Here is a 16,844-nt window from a genome sequence, read left to right as displayed (position 1 = left end):
CTTTTTTCGAGTGTCTCTCCGTCAACTGATTGAACAAGGAATTGCGCATGACCAAGCAGATTATCTCTACCGAGTCCGCACCGGCTGCCATCGGCCCGTATTCCCAGGCGGTGCGCACGGGTAATCTGGTGTTCCTGTCCGGCCAGATCCCGCTGGACCCGGCGACCATGGAAGTAGTGGAAGGCGGTTTTGAAGTCCAGGCAGACCAGGTATTCCGCAATCTCAAGGCGGTGTGTGAAGCCTCCGGTGGCAGCCTGGATCAGCTGGTCAAGGTCAATCTGTTCCTGACCGATCTCAGCAACTTCGCCGTGGTCAACACGCTGATGGAGCAGTACTTCAGCCAGCCGTATCCGGCGCGTGCGGCCGTCGGCGTCAAGGAGCTGCCCAAGGGCGTGCTGTTTGAAGCAGAAGGTGTACTGGCACTCTCCTGATCGCTCGCCGATTGTCGGTCTGAACGAAAGACTGGCGCGATCGATGCCTTGTCCCTCACTCCCCTCGCTGATTCATCAGCGGGGGGAGTGTCGTTTCAGGGGGCGTGACGTCCTGCAGGCAGCTTGAGCGTGACATTTGGCGCCAGCATGATTAGCGTAAGGCTAAATAAGCCAGCGCCCAGCGCTGACTCTCGGAGCATCGCGGACGAACCCTTCAAGGAGCAACACCATGGCGCAGTCAGACACAGGCACCCGTGAACCCGGCATACGGCTGCGTCAGCTGGAAATGCTGTGGGCGGTGATCGAGTGTGGCTCGATGAAAGGCGGTGCCGCGCAACTGGGGATCAGCGTGCCGGTGGTCTCGCGGGGCTTGGCACAGCTCGAGCAGACGCTGGGCTATTCGTTGTTTCTGCGTGAGGGTGGCAAGCTGGTGCCGACCCCGGAAGCCGAGCGCCTGACGCCATCACTCGCCCGGATGTTCAGCGCTCAATCCGAGCTCAGGCGACTGGCCTTCGGGCCGGGCAGCGGCAAGCGTCCGCGTCTCGTGCTGGCGGTCACATCTGGTCTGGAGGCCTTCAGTGCCGGTTGGCTGACACGCATCGCGGCCAGTGAAGCCTTGAGTGAGTGGCTGCCCAGCCTGGAAGTGCTCGAGGTGTCACAGCATGATCTCGCCATCCGCGAGGGGCGGGTCGCGATGGCGGTAAGCCTGGAAGCACCGCCGGAGCCCCAGGGCGGCAAGCGTGCCAAGACGGCGGCGGCACGCGCCCGCGAGCTCAAGGCCAGCCTGCGTCAGCGTGCGCGCGAGGAGACGACACTCATCGAAGGCGATGACGACGAGGCAAAGCCTACCGCCAAGGCCGCCATGCCCGAGCTGGGGGATACGCCGGAGTTGCCGTTTGACGTCGAGGATGATGCGCACAATGCCGAAGGGACCGCTTCCCGCAGTGGGAAAAGTGAAGAGGCCAGTGACGAGGCGCAAGCCGAGGCACCGCCCGCGCTGAAGCTACCCTTGATGTTGCTGTGGCCCTCACGCTGGCCGCTGCTGGACAAGCCGCTGACCCTTGCACGCCTCAATGAACGCCCCTTCGTCGACCTGCCGGAAACCAGCAGTCAGGGGCGCTTGATTCGTGGACTGCTCAAGCGTGAGCGCGTGACGCCAGCGAGTCTGCTGGAAGTCGCCACGCCGGCCAGCGCCGGGCGTCTGGCGCGCGCGGGCAGTGCCGCCACCATCATTGATGCGCTGTCGGCGCTGCAGGTGCTCGAGGACGCCAGAGGCGACCTGATCGGCCTGCCGCTCTCGATGCGCAGCGAGCGCTATCTGGAGCTCAAGTGGCAGTTGCCGACGGCCGAGGAAGGGGAGTCGCTGCACGCGGTGCAGGCCTTGCTGGTCAGCCTGCTCGAAGAGGAGGTGGCGGCGAGTCTTGCCCGCTTGCCGCTGGCAGACGAGGAAGGCTGATGGCGCAGGCATCTGGCGGAAGCCTTGCCTCAGAGTAGAGAGCAGACCAGACAGCAAGTCAGACAACCGACCATTAAAAAACCCCGCCGATTGGCGGGGTTTTTCTTGTCTTTCACGACAGCGTTCGCTCGGGCTCAGCCCTTGACGACGGTCGCGATGGCCTTGGCCACGTAGGGCAGGTTCTCGGTGGAGAAGCCGGCCACGTTGGCACGCCCGGAGCGCACCATGTAGATGCCGAACTCGTCACGCAGGCGATCGACCTGTTCCGGCGAGAGGCCGGTGTAGGAGAACATGCCACGCTGTTCGGCGATGAAGGCGAACTGCTCATCCAGACCATACGGCTTGAGCGCCTCGACGAAGTCACGACGCAGGCCGTTGATGCGCTCACGCATCTCGGTCAGCTCGCTTTGCCACTCGCCGCGCAGGGTGTCGTCCTCGAGGATGTCGATGACCACCGCACCGCCATGCGCCGGCGGATTGGAGTAGTTCTCGCGCGCGGTGATCGCGGCCTGGGAGCGCACGTCGAGCATGCTCTCCTCGTCCTTGGCGATCAGGATCAGGCAGCCGGTGCGCTCGCAGTAGATGCCGAAGTTCTTGGAGCAGGAGCTGGTGATGATGGCTTCATCGACATTCTCGGCCAGCAGGCGCACGCCGTAGGCGTCTTCTTCCAGGCCGTCACCGAAGCCCTGGTAGGCGAAGTCGATCAGCGGCAGCAGCTTGCGCGCCTGGACGACCTCCAGCACCTGGTCCCACTGCTCGCGGCTCAGATCGAAACCGGTCGGGTTGTGGCAGCAGGCGTGCAGCAGTACCACGTCACCTTCCGGGATGGTCTTGAGCGTCGCCAGCATGCCGTCGAAGTCGAGGCGGTTGTTCTCGTCGACATACGGGTAGCTGTGGCGCGTGACGCCAGCGGCGTCGAAGATGCCCAGGTGGTTCGGCCAGGTCGGGGTGGACAGCCAGATATCACGGCCCTTGAGGTTGCTGGCGATGAAGTCCGCGGCCAGACGCAGGGCACCGGTACCGCCGGGCGCCTGGGTGGCGCTGGCGCGATTGGCGGCCAGCACCGGCGACTCGGCGCCCAGCACCATCGGCAGTACGACCTTGCCGAAGCGCGGATCACCGTGGGAGCCGATGTAGGTCTTGGTGGCCTCGTTCTCGACCAGGCGGCTCTCGGCCTGCTTGACCGCACGCATGACCGGCGTATTGCCGTTGGCATCGCGATAGACGCCCACGCCGAGGTCGACCTTCTGCGGGTTGGTGTCCTTGTTGAAGGCTTCGATCAGGCCGAGGATGGCATCCCCGGGTACACGCGCAATCTGCTCGAACATCTTATTTCGCTACCTCGTCGGTTCTGGCGGCCATGATGAAATCGTTCTTGTGCAGACCCTTCATCTCGTGGGACCACCAGGTCACGGTGACCTTGCCCCACTCGGTGAGAAGTGCCGGGTGGTGCCCGACTTCCTCGGCAATCTCGCCTACGCGATTGGTGAATGCCAGTGCCTGCTTGAAGTTGCGGAACGTGAAGCACCGTTCCAGTTGCATGATGCCATCGCGATTGAGCAACTGCCACTCGGGAATGGCGGTCTTGAGCGTCTCGATGTCGCTATCGCTGACCTTGGGCGCATCGAAGCTGCAGGCTTCACAGGACTGTCTGGCGAGTTCGGTCATGTCACTATTCTCCGGCTTGAGGAAAGAGGGGGCTGGTGAAAAGGCGTACCCCTTGGGGCAAGGGCGTCGGTGCGATCAGCGTCTGTGCGATCAACGTGGTGGGAAGCGCGGCGTCTTGAGGCCGAGAGCCATCGCCTCGTGGACCAGCGCCATGATGTCGCGACTGGCGAGCTCATGCAGATCGTCCAGTGACTCCAGGACATAGTAGAGCGGCTGCAGGATGTCGATGCGATACGGGGTGCGCAGTGCCTCGACGGCATCGAAGGGTAGATGCGCGGGGCGCTCGAGACTGTCCGCAAGCTCACCCAGGGCGTAGCGGGTCTCGCGCGGCGAGGAGATGATGCCGCCGCCGTAGAGGCGCAGGGCGCGACTGCCATCGGGTTGAGTCTCGCGCAGCATGCCGAATTCCACCGTCATCCAGTAGAGGCGGGCCAGATAGACGCGCTCTTCCTTGCTGGCGGCGAGACCAAGGCGTCCGTAGGTGGCGGTGAACTCGGCGAAGGCGGGGTGGGTGAGCATCGGGCAGTGGCCGAAGATCTCGTGGAAGATGTCCGGCTCCTGCAGGTAGTCGAGTTCTTCCGGGGAGCGGATGAAGGTGGCGACCGGGAAACGCCGCTCGGCGAGCAGCTCGAAGAAGCGCGTAAAGGGGATCAAGGCCGGCACGCGAGCGGTTCGCCAGCCGGTGGCGGCCTCGAGGACACGATCGATCTCGCCGAGCTGGGGGATGCGGTCCTCCGGCAGGGCAAGGCGCTCGAGCCCTTGCCGATACTCGCGACAGACACGCCCCTCGACCAGCGCCATCTGGCGCGCCATCAGTGTCTGCCAGGTGGCGTTTTCCTGATCGCTGTAATGGATCCGGCCCCGGGCATCCGGCTCATGGGCCACGTAGCGGGTGCCCTTGGCCTTGGTTTGCGAGCCGGGCTGAGCTTCCTGGGATGTCTGTGGCCAATGACTACCCTGCGGTGCGTTCATGCAACCTCCCCAACCAGATGGCGGCGCTGCCGAGCAGGCTGCCGTGTTGTCATTATGGCGTACATGCCAGTCCTTGCATGTCGATGACAACGCTAGGCCTTGTCGGGTGGCGTTGACCAGTGGTCAGGCGTGGCTCTGCGCCGCAGATAACGCTGCGTTGGCGCGGGTCTTGTCACATAATTGTGACACTGGAGCGGTAATCGGGCGCATCCGGTGCCATTCGGGCGTTCGTGCACTGCTGTGTCGCCGTCTTTTGTAAGGAATGCTTTACGACGTTTTTGATAACGCTTACGTTAACGTCACTCAGTCGCCCGTCGCCAAGCTGTCCGTCGCCAAGCTGTCCGTCACTCGAGCGGCGCCGCCAGGCCGGCGACACCATTTCGATGACAATGCCAACAAGAATTCCAACGACAATGCCGAGAACGCCATGCGCCTCAAACTGACCTGCCAGAATCGAATCGGGATTCTGCGCGACATCCTGGCCCCCTTTGCCGATTACGGCCTCAACGTGCTGCGCGGTGAGGTCGGCGGAGAGGCCAACAACTCCATCTATCTGCATGTGCCCAACATGCTGCGCATGCAGCTCTCGACCCTGAAGCCGACCCTCGAGGAGATCCCCGGGGTCTTCAAGGTCAGTCGCGTCAGTCTGATGCCCACCGAGCGACGCCATCTGGAGCTCAATGCACTGCTGTCATCGCTGTCAGACCCGGTGATGTCCATCGACATGGATGGGCGCGTGGTGGCGGCCAATCGCGCGGCGGGCAAGTTGCTCGGAGTGCGCATCGATGAGGTGCCGGGGCTGGCACTGACGCGTCATGTCCAGGATGTCGACCTGCCGGAACTGATCCGGCGCAACAATGCCCGCGTCAATGGCCTGCGCCTGCGGGTGGGGGAGGAGACCTTCCTCGCCGATATCGCGCCACTGCACACCGAGAACGAGGATGTCGCCTCGCTGGCGGGCGCCGTGGTCACCCTGCATCGTGCAGACCGCCTGGGCTCGCGTATCTATCAGATCCAGCGCACCGAGGTGCGTGGCTTCGAAGCGATATTCCAGGCGAGCCGTCAGCTGTCGGCGGTGGTCAAGGAGGCCCGCCGCATGGCACCGCTGGATGCGCCGCTCTTGATCGAGGGCGAGACCGGCACCGGCAAGGAGCTGCTGGCGCGTGCCTGCCACCTGGCAAGCCCTCGCGGCCAGGCCCCCTTCATGGCGCTCAATTGCGCGGGGCTGCCGGAATCGATGGCCGAGACGGAGCTGTTCGGTTACGCCCCGGGCGCCTTCGAGGGCGCACGGCCGGAGGGCAAGCTGGGCCTGCTGGAGCTGACCAGCGGCGGCACCATCTTCCTGGATGAGGTCGGCGAGATGAGTCCGCGCATGCAGGTCAAGCTGCTGCGTTTTTTGCAGGACGGCGGTTTCCGGCGCGTCGGCAGCGATGAGGAAACCTTCCTCGATGTGCGCGTGATCTGCGCCACCCAACAGGACCTGCCGGCACTGTGCAGCGAAGGGCGCTTCCGCCACGATCTTTTCCACCGCCTCAATGTGCTGTGTGTGCAGATTCCGCCGCTCAGGGAATGTCTGGATGGGCTCGAGGAGCTGGCGCGACATTTCCTCGAGCGGGCAGTGCGTCAGATCGGCGCTCGCGTGCGGGATATCTCGCCCGAGGCCATGGCGCGTCTGCAGGGCTATCACTGGCCGGGCAACGTGCGTCAGCTGGAGAACGTGCTGTTCCAGGCTGTCTCGCTGTGCGATGGCGAGGTGATCGAGGCGCAGCATTTGCGTCTGACCGGCGAGGCGCGTGATGAGGGGTTGGACAACATCGACCTCACCGGCAGCCTGGGCGATATCCATGACGAGGTCGAACGGCGCATCCTGGCGCATCTTTACCCGGAGTATCCGTCCAGCCGATTGCTGGCCAAACGCCTGGGGGTCTCACATACCACCATCGCCAACAAGCTCAAGCGTCACGGCATCGCACAGGAATGACCCGCGGCGCAGGTGATGGCGGCAGAGAAGAGACAACAGGGCGAGAGGAAAGCAGACGAGCCGCAAAAGGAGAAGGGGAAGAAGGGGAAGAAGACAAGTCAGAAGACAGAAGCGGAGAGGCGCTTAAATGCGTGTTTGAATATCGGAATTGGTGAATTGTTTTGCTCGCTAATAAAGGGTATGATTCTCATATTGTTAGCAAGCTAATATAGATGGCGTCTGATATCGGCGGCAACAGCCGCCCTGACGCCGCACCAATCAAGGCTCTCGTGGGTCTTCCGCTCAGTACCGATGAGGGGAAGTGTCATGGGAGCCTTCATGTCGAGAGATGATACATGAACGCACATTCTCCGGGGACGGATTCGACACAGGAAATCCCGTTTCACGAGCAGATCAAGCCCTCGCTGGGTGGCCAGGTCGGTCGGGTCCACCGTCTATGGCGCACCGCCATCACTAGCGCGGTGCGTAGCCTGGACATGACGGAATCGCGCTGGACGGTCATGGTTCATCTGGAAAAGCTCGGCGAGGGCTGTACCCAACAGATGCTGGCCAGTGAGCTGGGCATCGAGATGCCGTCGCTGACGCGCACCCTCAACCAGCTCGAGGCTCAGCAGCTGATCGCCCGCGTGCCACACGAGACCGACAAGCGGGCGCGTTGCCTGTGGTTCACCGAGCAAGGCCGCCAGTGCCTGACCCAGTTGACGGAGCGCATCGAGCGAGTGCGTGCCGAGCTGTACGTCGGCTTCGATGACGAAGCGCTCAATGCCTTCGCCCGCACTCTGCTCCAGTTCGAAGACAATGCCAGTGCCAGCATCGCGCGCTCCCAGGCTGAATATCAGCGGAGTCGTCAGGGGTGACATCCGATCAGCGCTTTCGGCGCTGGTTGCGGTCTGCATCGCGATGCTGCTGATCTACCTGATGCATGCGCTGCTCAATCGTTTCGCGGCGACGCGTCTGATTCGCCCCGCCGCTTGAGGCAGTCGTTCCCGGTCGAGACTGCCAGCGCCCCGCGAGCGGCAAATCAGCGTGGCGCGTCGTAGCGCCCTGCGGTGCCGTGGGTGAACACCACCTGCCACAGCTGCAGCTGGCGGGCGCGGAAGGCGCCTGCGCAGGCGCCGAGATAGTACTCGAACATGCGCTTGTCGCGCGGTGAATAGGTATCGGCCAGCTCATGCCAGTGCTGGTCGAGATTGGCGCGCCACGCCATCAATGTCGGGTCGTAGTCGGCGCCGAAGTTGTGCCAGTCCTCCATCACCAGATGCGCTTCGCTGGCGCGTACCAGCTGGCTGGCGCTGGGCAGCACGCCATTGGGGAAGATATAGCGGTTGACCCAGGGGTCGGCCGAGATATCGCTCTGGTTGGAGCCGATGGTGTGCAGCACGAAGCGTCCGCCGGGGCGCAGCAAGTGCGCGGCATGGGCAAAGTAGGTGGCGTAGTTCTTGTGGCCGACGTGTTCGAACATGCCAATCGAGGCGATGGCATCAAAGCTGCCCACCCTGCGCCGGAAGTCAGGGTCGCGATAGTCCTTGAGCAGGATTTCCACCGGTAGCCCTGCGCAATGCTCACGCGCCAGCGCGGCCTGTTCGGCGGAGATGGTGATGCCGACGACCTCCACGCCGTAATGGCGCGCGGCGTAGGCGGCAAGGCTCCCCCAGCCACAGCCGATATCCAGCAGCCGCATGCCGGGCGTGAGCCCCAGCTTGCGACACACCAGATCCAGCTTGGCCTGTTGCGCCTTGCCCAGGTTCTCCACGCTCACCGGCAGGTCTTTCCAGTAGCCGCAGCTGTAGCACAGGGTGTCATCCAGCATGCGCGTGAAGAGGTCATTGCCGAAGTCATAATGCACCTTGCCGACCACGCCGGCGCGGCGGCGGCTCTGCAGGTTGATCACCCCGGCCTGCAGGCGATAGGCGATGCGCTCGCTGGTGGTGTGGGCGCGGCTGCCCAGGCCATGTCGCAGCAGGCGACAGATCATCTCGTCGATCTGCTCACAGTCCCACCAGCCTTCCATGTAAGCCTCGCCCAGTCCCAGGCTGCCTTGCTGCAGCACCCGTCGGAAGAGGTCCGGATGGCGAACGCGAATGTCCCAGGGGTCGGGCCCGTTGAGCCTGACGCCGGAACCTGCCAGCAGATGTTCGACGGTGCGTCGATGACGGGTGTCGGGGAGTGCAACGGGGGCTAGGCGTTGTTCGATACTCATGGAAAAGCCTCCTTGACGGCGCGCGGGCGCAGAGAGTCCTGATGGGTTCGTCATGGCGTATGGCAGTGATCGACAGTCCCCGGGCGATAGGGCTGTCGAACGTCTCGCATGGCAATGCGCGAGCTTCATGCTGCGAGATGCATGCAGCGAGGTTGCAGGTACAGCGTCCGAGTCGCCACTGGCGTGCCAGCCGGGTGGCTAGTAACAACTTTCTTCACCAGGTATGCGCGGCGATCAGGAGCGGCGCTGGGACAGCTTTCGTCTCAGCATAGTCAAGAGTCGTCTAATGGGGCGGTGCAATTGACTGATTTGTGGGGCAACCGATGGTTGCGGCCTTGGAACTCAAGTGCCGCAGTGTCGGTTTCCCTGGGTTATCGCCTGGTGTCGGAACGCAAGAAAGCCGCCCCTGGGGGCGGCTTTCTGACGGATGCTGTGCTTTCGCTTTCACCGTCGTTGCGGCTTTCGCTTTCGCGTTCGATCGCGCTGTCAGGTCACGCTACCTGACGGGGGAACGCCTCAGCGGCAGCGCACGGTCCAGACGACCTTGTAGCCTTCGCCTTCATGGGTGGCGGCAGCCATTTCGGTGTCTTCATTGACGGTGCCACCTTCCAGTTGGTCATTGCCATCGGCGGCCTTGGCGGTGGCGTCGTGCGGGCCGAAGACGCGCGAGTCGAGCACATCGTACTTGTCGCGGTCCTGCTCTTCACACACCTCGAGCGCGCGTTCCTTGACCTGCGCGATGGCATCATCGCGGTCTTCATCGACGGCGCTGACTTCATAGCGCGTGTCCTGCTTCTCGATCACGCTGGTGTTGCCGCAACCGGCGATGAAGGCGGAGCCGACGAGGGCCAGGGTCATGCAGGAATTGCGCAGGGCGTTGGATGTCAGGGTCATGATCTCTCCTTGAAGTGTCTTTCAAAGCTGTCGTAAACGGGCTCGGGTCGCAATATCTGTCGTCAAGATGACGCTGACATCAGTACTGGGGGGTATGGGCGCGTGCTTCAAGTGTCGAGATGCATCGACGCTGGTTGTCGCCTGCCGCCAACAGCAGAGGCGCGGGGGCACTGGCGAGTGGGCTTGCGGGCAGCCGAAGTGACACTTTGGTCGTGAACTGTCTCATTTAGGCATGTCGATGCCTCATCTGGACAGCCAACCTGTGACAACTGACCTAGTCTGCATAAGCCCTACCGGTTGGACGCCACCGACCGAGGGCTGGTGGCCGATGCAGGAAAAGAGACGGGCGGCGCAAGCCAGCTTGTCTGCCTGTCGCCGGCCACGTGCCAAACCCCATGCCAGCCAGGAGCACGTCATGTCAGCCAATGCCAATCGCGGAGTCGTATACCAGGGAGCGGGGAAGGTGAGCGTCGAATCACTGGACTATCCGACCCTGGCGCTGGGAAATCGCAAGTGTGAACACGGGGTCATTCTCAAGGTCGTCTCGACCAATATCTGCGGCAGTGATCAGCACATGGTGCGTGGCCGCACCACGGCGCCGCAGGGCCTGGTGCTGGGCCACGAGATCACCGGCCTGGTCGTCGAGGCCGGGCGCGATGTGGAATTCATCAAGGTCGGTGACATCGTCTCGGTCCCCTTCAACATTGCCTGCGGCCGCTGCCGCAACTGCAAGGAAGGCAAGACGGGGATCTGTCTGAACGTCAATCCGGCGCGTCCCGGCGCGGCCTACGGCTATGTCGACATGGGCGGCTGGACTGGCGGTCAGACAGATTACGTCATGGTGCCCTATGCCGACTTCAACCTGCTCAAGTTCCCGGATGCCGACCAGGCGATGGAGAAGATCCGTGACCTGACGTTGCTGTCCGATATCTTCCCCACCGGCTTCCACGGCTGTGTGACCGCGGGTGTCGGGCCGGGCTCCACGGTGTATGTCGCGGGTGCCGGGCCGGTCGGGCTGGCGGCGGCCGTGTCGGCCCAGCTGCTGGGGGCGGCCTGTGTCATCGTCGGCGACATGATCCCCGAGCGTTTGCAGCAGGCCGAGAGCTTCGGCTGCGAGACCATCGATCTGCGTCAGGAAGGCTCGATGGAAGACAAGGTCGAGGTGATTCTCGGCGAGCGCGAAGTGGATTGCTTCGTTGACTGCGTCGGCTTCGAGGCGCATGGCTGTGGTTGTGACCACGGCCGCGAGCAGCCGGCCACGGTGCTCAACTCGGCGATGGCGCTGACGCGTGCCGGCGGCCAGATCGGCATTCCCGGGCTTTATGTCACCGAAGACCCGGGCGCCGAGGATGAGGCCGCCAAGGTCGGGGCGCTGTCGATGCGCTTCGGGCTGGGCTGGGCCAAGTCCCACTCGCTGCACACGGGCCAATGCCCGGTGATGAAGTATCACCGCCCGCTGATGCAGGCGATCCTGTTCGGGCGCGTCAATATCGCCGATGCGGTCAATGTGCAGGTCATCAGTCTGGAAGAAGCCCCGCAGGGCTATGCGGACTTCGATGGCGGCGCTGCCAAGAAATTCGTCATCGACCCCCACGCCATGGTGCGCAACGGCCGTGCCGCCTGATGCCATCACGGCCTGAATCCCGCCCGTAGCGGAGTTCTGCCGCCACAGACGACGCCGCCACGCCCTTTCATCGGGTGTGGCGGCGTCGTCTTTTTTGAAGCGTGCCTGCCAGTCGGATGTTGCAGCCAGGCCCTTGTTGTCGAAGAAGCGCTGCGCTATACCGGTGGGCATATGAGGCCAGCGCGCTGCGTATGGTGCTCTCCGCTCTGATGTGTCTGCACAGGAATGCCCATGTCCGCTTCAGCGTCCCCCATCGCCAATACCGCCAGCCTGATGCCGCAGCACGCCGATTTCTCCGACTGGCCCAACAGCCGCGACTGGCTGGCGCATCTGGTCAGCTTCAATACCGTGTCGCGCGAGTCGAATCTGGCGTTGATCCATTGCCTGCGCGACGCCCTGGAAGTGGTCGGCGTCAGTGCCGAGGTCATCCACAACGATGGCGGCGACAAGGCCAATCTGCTGGCGGTGATCGGGCCGGAGGTCGAGGGTGGTGTGGTGCTCTCCGGGCACACCGATGTGGTGCCGGTGGAGGGTCAGGCCTGGGACAGTGATCCCTTCACGCTGCGTGAGGCCGAGGGTCGCCTTCATGGGCGCGGTTCCGCCGACATGAAGGGCTTCATCGCCTGCTGCATGGCGGCGGTGCCGGCGCTGGTGAATGCCCAACGTGCGGGCACGCTGAAAAAGCCGGTGATTCTTGCCTTCTCCTATGACGAGGAGATCGGCTGTCTGGGGGCGCCGCGCATGATCGCACGCCTGCGTGACCGCCTGCCGCGTCCGGCGGCGGTGCTGGTGGGCGAGCCGACCATGATGGCGATCGTCGATGCCCACAAGGGCATTACCGATCTGCGCACCACGGTGACCGGCAAGCCGTCGCATTCCAGCCTGGTCTATCAGGGGGTGAGCGCCATTCATCTGGCGGCGCGCATGGTGACCTTCATCGAGGACCGCATGCAGGCGCGCATCGACTGCGGCCATCTGGACGAGCGCTTCGATGTGCCCCACGCCAGCCTGCACGTCGGGCGTATCGAGGGCGGCACGGCGGTCAACATCACCGCCGGGGAGTGCATCTTCGACTGGGAGCTGCGCCATCTGCCGGGCGAGGATGTCGAGGCGATGCTGGCGGAGATCGATGCCCACGCCGAGCGTCTGGTCGCTCCCTATCGGGAGCGGGCGCCAGAAGTGGCGATCCGCAGTGAGCGCACGGTGGAAACGGTGCCTTCACTCGGGCATGGCGATCGGGACCCGGCCATTCGCCTCTGCCAGCGTCTGCTGGGCGATGAGCGGGCCAGCGAGGCCGTGGCGTACACCACGGAGGCGGGACAGTTCCAGAGCGAAGGCTGGCCGACGGTGGTCTGCGGGCCAGGCTCCATCGGGGTCGCGCATCAGGCCAACGAGTACATCGAGCTCAGCCAGCTGGCGGCCTGTGATCGCTTCCTGGCCCAGCTGGTGCGTGAGCAACAGGGCGGCTGAGCCCCCTTTTTGCCGGGCCTGATGCACGACTGACACGTACTCTCACAGCATGCCGGGGCGGGGCGTCTCCTGCTCCGCCATCGGGCGCAATACCGTGGCACATTCCCGCAGCAGGTGATCGGTGAGCTTGTCCAGCGTGCTGCCACCGTGGCGCCAGTGATGCCAGTAAAGCGGTACATCGAGGGCATGGTTCGGCGCGATATCCACCAGCTCACCACTGGCCAGCAGATGCGCCGCCTGCTGCTCGGGAATCATGCCGTAGCCCATGCCGCTCAAGGCCAGACGCACGAAACCTTCCGACGACGGGCAGAGATGGTGAGGGAAGGGCTCATCGAAGCCCATGGTCGACAACAGCCGGTGCTGCAGGCGGTCATCACGGCCATAGACGATGGCGGGCATGCTGCGCAGAGTCTCGGCCGGCAGAATGGGCGGGATGGGATGGCCTTTCTTTGCGATATGGCGCTGCACGAAGTCCGGGCTGGCCAGCGCCCGATAACGCATGCTGCCCAGCGGGTGGGAGCGTGCACCCTGCACCGGGCGCGGCGTGGCACAGATGCAGCCCGCGACTTCTCCATCACGCATGCGCCTGAGCGCCACTTCCTGATCCTCCACCAGCATGTCCAGCAACAGGTCACGCTCGCGACAGAAACTGCCGGTGACGGTCGGCCACCAGGTGGCCAGCGAATCGGCATTGATGGCGATGCGCAGTCGCTGCTCGCTCTCGCCGAGGGCGGGAATCTGGTCGAGCAGATCATGCTCCAGCAGACGCACCTGCTGGACATGATTGAGCAGGCGCCGCCCGAGCGGCGTCGGCCCCAGGCGCGGTGTACGCACCAGTACCGGCTGCCCCAGCCGTGCCTCCAGCAACTTGATGCGCTGCGAGACCGCCGACTGCGTCAGTCCCAGTGCTCGCGCCCCGCGTTCAAAGCCCGCCTGATCGATGACGGCCGCCAGCGCCTCCAGCAGTTTATAGTCCAGCATCAGTATTCCTTATGATCCATTCCCTGAATCAATTTCCTTGATGGATTCATCCTAGCGTACTCTGCCTGCCTCAGCACTGACAGCCGTGGCAGACATCGTCAGTCACGGCAACGACACGACGAAAGGACAGGCGATATGTGGTGGTCATTCTTCAATGGGGCAGGGGTAGGCGCAGGCTTGATCATCGCCATCGGGGCGCAGAATGCCTTCGTGTTGGGACAGGGGCTCAAGCGCGAGCATCAATGGTGGGTGGCGGGGCTCTGCGCGCTGTGTGATGGCGTGCTGATCATCGCCGGCGTGCTCGGGCTGGGCGCGCTGATGCAGCAATCGCCGCTGTTGATGAGCATTGCCCGCTGGGGAGGGGTGGCGTTTCTGCTCTGGCAGGCACTCAAGGCGTTGGGGCGCATGCGCACTGGTGGCCAGCTGACGGCGAGCAACGCCCTCAAGGCCAATCTCGGCAAGGTGCTGGCGGCAACCTTGGCCGTCACGCTGCTCAATCCCCAGGTCTATCTGGATACGCTGGTGATGCTGGGCGCGATCGGCGCGCAGCAGCCGTCCCCGCAAAGTTTCATCGTCGGGGCGAGCCTGGCCTCCTTCGGCTGGTTCTTCGGTCTGGTGGCATGTGCCGGTTGGCTGGCGCCACGTCTGACCAGTCCGCGTGCCTGGCAGGTCATCGAGGCCTTCATCGCCACGATTCTGCTGTGGGTGGCCTGGCAGCTAGGCAGCGGTGCCTGGCTCTAGCGGCCAACGCAAGGCGGGCAAGAGGCAACAGCAGGCGTGACGCGCCGATAGGTGTAAAGAAAGCATGACGCAGTGTCAGGCGCTGGCGGCAGTGGGAGCGCCCCGAGTGGGCAGTGTCGAGATGGCCGTCAGCGCCATGGCAGGGTTTCGTTACATGTCTGGCGTGGGAAGAGGCCGGACACGGCACCAAAGCAGGCGCAAGGCGAATGGGCAGGGCGGCAGGCAAGGCATAGATTTCCGATAACGGAATCGGGACACGACAGGTGATGCGCGCGACGTGTTCGCCTGTCGTGAAGGATGTTGCCCGCCTTTTCTTTACCTTGCCTGCCCTGTCGGCAGCCTGACTCAGGAGCCTCTCATGAATGCACCGGCGCGTATCGAACAGCACAATCCCATCGGCACGGACGGCTTCGAGTTCGTCGAATTCACGGCCCCGGATGCGGCCGGCATCGATGCCCTGCGCAAGTTGTTCAACCAGCTCGGATTTACCGAGACCCGTCGCCATCGCTCCAAGCAGGTGTTCCTGTTTCAGCAGCACGGCATCAATGTGGTGCTCAACGCCGAGCCGAACAGCCCGGCGGCGGAATTCGCGGCGATTCACGGCCCGAGTGCCTGTGCGATGGCCTGGCGCGTGGCGGATGCCGAGCAGGCGCATCGCTACGCCCTGGCGCACGGTGCGCGCAGCGTCGAGCATCCGGTCGGGCCGGGCGAGGTGGGCATCCCGGCGGTGCAAGGCATCGGCGGTTCGGTGCTGTACTTCGTGGACCATCACCGCGAGCGCTCGATCTACGATACCGACTTCGTCGCCATCGACGGCGCAATCGAGAATGCCAACAGCGTCGGCCTGCATACGCTGGATCACCTGACCCACAATGTCGGGCGTGGCCAGATGGATGTGTGGGCCGACTTCTATGCGCGTATCGCCAACTTCCGCGAGATCCGCTATTTCGATATCGAAGGCAAGATGACCGGGCTCTTCTCGCGCGCGATGACGGCGCCCTGCGGCAAGATGCACATTCCCATCAACGAGTCAGCGGATGATGACTCCCAGATCGCGGAATTCATCCGCGAATACCATGGCGAGGGTATCCAGCATCTGGCGATGGCGACGGATGATATCCATGCCACCGTCAAGGCGCTCAAGGCCAATGGCGTCACCTTCCTGACCACGCCGGCCACCTATTATGAGAAGGTCGATGCGCGGGTGCCCAACCATGAAGAGAATGTCGAGGACCTCAAGGCATTGAATCTGCTGGTCGATGGCGCGCCGGGGGAGGGCATTCTGTTGCAGATCTTCACCGAGACGGTGATCGGACCGATCTTCTTCGAGATCATCCAGCGCAAGGGCAACGATGGCTTCGGCGAGGGCAACTTCAAGGCGCTGTTCGAATCCATCGAGGAAGACCAGATCCGCCGCGGCATCATCGGCGCCGAGTGATCCACCCATTCCGGCACGCCCTGATCAGGGCGTGATCACGATGGCATCCTCATCAACACGAAAGCCCCGCCGGTGATAGCCGGCGGGGCTTTCGTGTTGCTGAAGGCTTGATTCAGACAGTCAGGTTCAGGAGGTCGTCGGGACGCGCTGGTGATCGATCACCTGACGCAGCACGAAGCTTGAATGCACGCCGGTCACCCCCTCGATCCGCGTGATCTGCTTGAGCAGCAGGTCGTGATAGTCATCCATGTCCTTGACCACCACCTTGAGCTGGTAGTCGGCTTCCTGGCCGGTGATCAGCAGGCATTCCATCACCTGGGGCAGCGAGGCGATGGTGTCCTCGAAGTTGGTGAAGCGCTCCGGGGTGTGGCGGTCCATCGAGATATGCAGCAGCGCCATCAGGCTGAGTCCCAGCTTGCGGGCATCTATCTGGGCGCGGTAGCCGGTGATCATGCCGCTTTCTTCCAGCGCACGGACACGGCGCAGGCAGGGCGACGGGGACAGGCCAATGCGCTCCGCGAGTTCCTGATTGCTGATGCGACCCGAGTGCTGAAGCTCGTCAAGAATGCGACGGTCGAAGCGGTCCAGTGTCGGGAGAGGAATATTCTGGCTCATTTTCGCAATCCATTGGCGGTGAAGATGTGAATGGTGAAATAATCTGCTTTTAAGATGGCGATGTCATGTGGTTTTCGCAATCGTCCGCCCTGATATGCGGCATATACTGTAATCACTGCTCAGCGATGAAGACGCCCGCTCGGGTCGTGGCTGTCGCATGACACGACGCACGGCGCGAACGACAGACCTGAGCAGGATGAGCCACCGGCGCTGGCAACACGCCTCTTGCAACCGGTGAACGCGGAACGCAGTCGACTTCTGATCGAAGCGAGGCTGCCGAAACGGCTCTGGTGGTGATCCCACCGTCCTTCTCTCCGCGCTGGAGACCGTGATCCGGTCCCGGAGCTTGCGGCGGGCAGTGACGTTACGCTGC

15 protein-coding genes are annotated in these 16,844 nt (G+C 63.5%); 8 read left to right on the top strand and 7 right to left on the bottom strand.

From position 1 onward, the window contains the following. The first annotated feature begins 47 nt into the window (after window positions 1–47). Window positions 48–431, top strand: a complete 384-nt coding sequence (locus CLAM6_RS12465; RefSeq protein WP_153636275.1) for a RidA family protein — start codon at window positions 48–50, stop codon at window positions 429–431. Between the two features lie 229 nt (window positions 432–660). Then, window positions 661–1,887: a LysR family transcriptional regulator gene (locus CLAM6_RS12460; protein ID WP_153636274.1), complete on the top strand. Its 1,227-nt coding sequence runs from the start codon at window positions 661–663 to the stop codon at window positions 1,885–1,887. A 134-nt stretch (window positions 1,888–2,021) separates the two neighbouring features. On the opposite strand, the gene CLAM6_RS12455 is transcribed toward CLAM6_RS12460, so the two are convergent. The 3 genes from CLAM6_RS12455 to phhA form a co-directional block, all read right to left on the bottom strand. Beyond that, window positions 2,022–3,215, bottom strand: a complete 1,194-nt coding sequence (locus CLAM6_RS12455) for an amino acid aminotransferase (RefSeq protein WP_153636273.1) — start codon at window positions 3,213–3,215, stop codon at window positions 2,022–2,024. Between the two features lies 1 nt (window position 3,216). Then, complete coding sequence (locus CLAM6_RS12450; protein ID WP_054555480.1) at window positions 3,217–3,555, bottom strand: 4a-hydroxytetrahydrobiopterin dehydratase; 339 nt, start codon at window positions 3,553–3,555, stop codon at window positions 3,217–3,219. 90 nt (window positions 3,556–3,645) lie between these two features. Beyond that, window positions 3,646–4,527, bottom strand: coding sequence for a phenylalanine 4-monooxygenase (gene phhA, locus CLAM6_RS12445; protein ID WP_153636272.1), 882 nt, complete (start codon window positions 4,525–4,527; stop codon window positions 3,646–3,648). 427 nt (window positions 4,528–4,954) lie between these two features. Between phhA and CLAM6_RS12440 the strand changes: the two genes are divergently transcribed. Both CLAM6_RS12440 and CLAM6_RS12435 read left to right on the top strand, forming a co-directional pair. After that, window positions 4,955–6,508 carry a sigma-54-dependent transcriptional regulator gene (locus tag CLAM6_RS12440; RefSeq protein ID WP_043331281.1) on the top strand — a complete coding sequence of 518 codons (1,554 nt, stop codon included), beginning with the start codon at window positions 4,955–4,957 and terminating at the stop codon, window positions 6,506–6,508. Window positions 6,509–6,843: 335 nt separating this feature from the next. Further along, on the top strand, window positions 6,844–7,365 hold the full coding sequence (locus CLAM6_RS12435; RefSeq protein WP_052384225.1) for a MarR family winged helix-turn-helix transcriptional regulator: 522 nt from the start codon (window positions 6,844–6,846) through the stop codon (window positions 7,363–7,365). A 164-nt stretch (window positions 7,366–7,529) separates the two neighbouring features. Here the strand turns inward: CLAM6_RS12435 and cfa are convergent, their stop codons facing one another. Beyond that, a complete protein-coding gene (gene cfa / locus CLAM6_RS12430; protein WP_153636271.1) occupies window positions 7,530–8,708 on the bottom strand; it encodes a cyclopropane fatty acyl phospholipid synthase in 1,179 nt (392 codons plus the stop codon). Window positions 8,709–9,224: 516 nt separating this feature from the next. Further along, window positions 9,225–9,602, bottom strand: a complete 378-nt coding sequence (locus tag CLAM6_RS12425) for a hypothetical protein (protein WP_043331278.1) — start codon at window positions 9,600–9,602, stop codon at window positions 9,225–9,227. Between the two features lie 415 nt (window positions 9,603–10,017). On the opposite strand from CLAM6_RS12425, the gene fdhA reads away from it, so the two are divergent. Together fdhA and argE are read left to right on the top strand one after the other, a co-directional pair. Then, window positions 10,018–11,226: a formaldehyde dehydrogenase, glutathione-independent gene (gene fdhA, locus CLAM6_RS12420; RefSeq protein ID WP_153636270.1), complete on the top strand. Its 1,209-nt coding sequence runs from the start codon at window positions 10,018–10,020 to the stop codon at window positions 11,224–11,226. A 231-nt stretch (window positions 11,227–11,457) separates the two neighbouring features. Continuing rightward, window positions 11,458–12,696, top strand: coding sequence for an acetylornithine deacetylase (gene argE, locus CLAM6_RS12415; RefSeq protein ID WP_242007671.1), 1,239 nt, complete (start codon window positions 11,458–11,460; stop codon window positions 12,694–12,696). Window positions 12,697–12,738: 42 nt separating this feature from the next. Here the strand turns inward: argE and CLAM6_RS12410 are convergent, their stop codons facing one another. Further along, on the bottom strand, window positions 12,739–13,677 hold the full coding sequence (locus CLAM6_RS12410) for a LysR family transcriptional regulator ArgP (RefSeq protein WP_153636269.1): 939 nt from the start codon (window positions 13,675–13,677) through the stop codon (window positions 12,739–12,741). 135 nt (window positions 13,678–13,812) lie between these two features. Here CLAM6_RS12410 and CLAM6_RS12405 point away from each other — a divergent pair, with 135 nt between their 5' ends. Together CLAM6_RS12405 and hppD are read left to right on the top strand one after the other, a co-directional pair. Next, complete coding sequence (locus tag CLAM6_RS12405) at window positions 13,813–14,418, top strand: LysE/ArgO family amino acid transporter (protein WP_043331275.1); 606 nt, start codon at window positions 13,813–13,815, stop codon at window positions 14,416–14,418. 358 nt (window positions 14,419–14,776) lie between these two features. Beyond that, window positions 14,777–15,856: a 4-hydroxyphenylpyruvate dioxygenase gene (gene hppD / locus CLAM6_RS12400; protein WP_153636268.1), complete on the top strand. Its 1,080-nt coding sequence runs from the start codon at window positions 14,777–14,779 to the stop codon at window positions 15,854–15,856. Between the two features lie 126 nt (window positions 15,857–15,982). Here the strand turns inward: hppD and CLAM6_RS12395 are convergent, their stop codons facing one another. Further along, the gene (locus CLAM6_RS12395; protein WP_043331273.1) at window positions 15,983–16,471 is read right to left on the bottom strand and encodes an Lrp/AsnC family transcriptional regulator; all 489 of its coding nucleotides are present in this window, start codon (window positions 16,469–16,471) and stop codon (window positions 15,983–15,985) included. Window positions 16,472–16,844 lie beyond the last annotated feature (373 nt).

Source organism: Cobetia sp. AM6, from assembly GCF_009617955.1.
Taxonomy (GTDB): domain Bacteria; phylum Pseudomonadota; class Gammaproteobacteria; order Pseudomonadales; family Halomonadaceae; genus Cobetia; species Cobetia amphilecti.
This window is presented reverse-complemented; position numbering and strand designations above follow the sequence as displayed.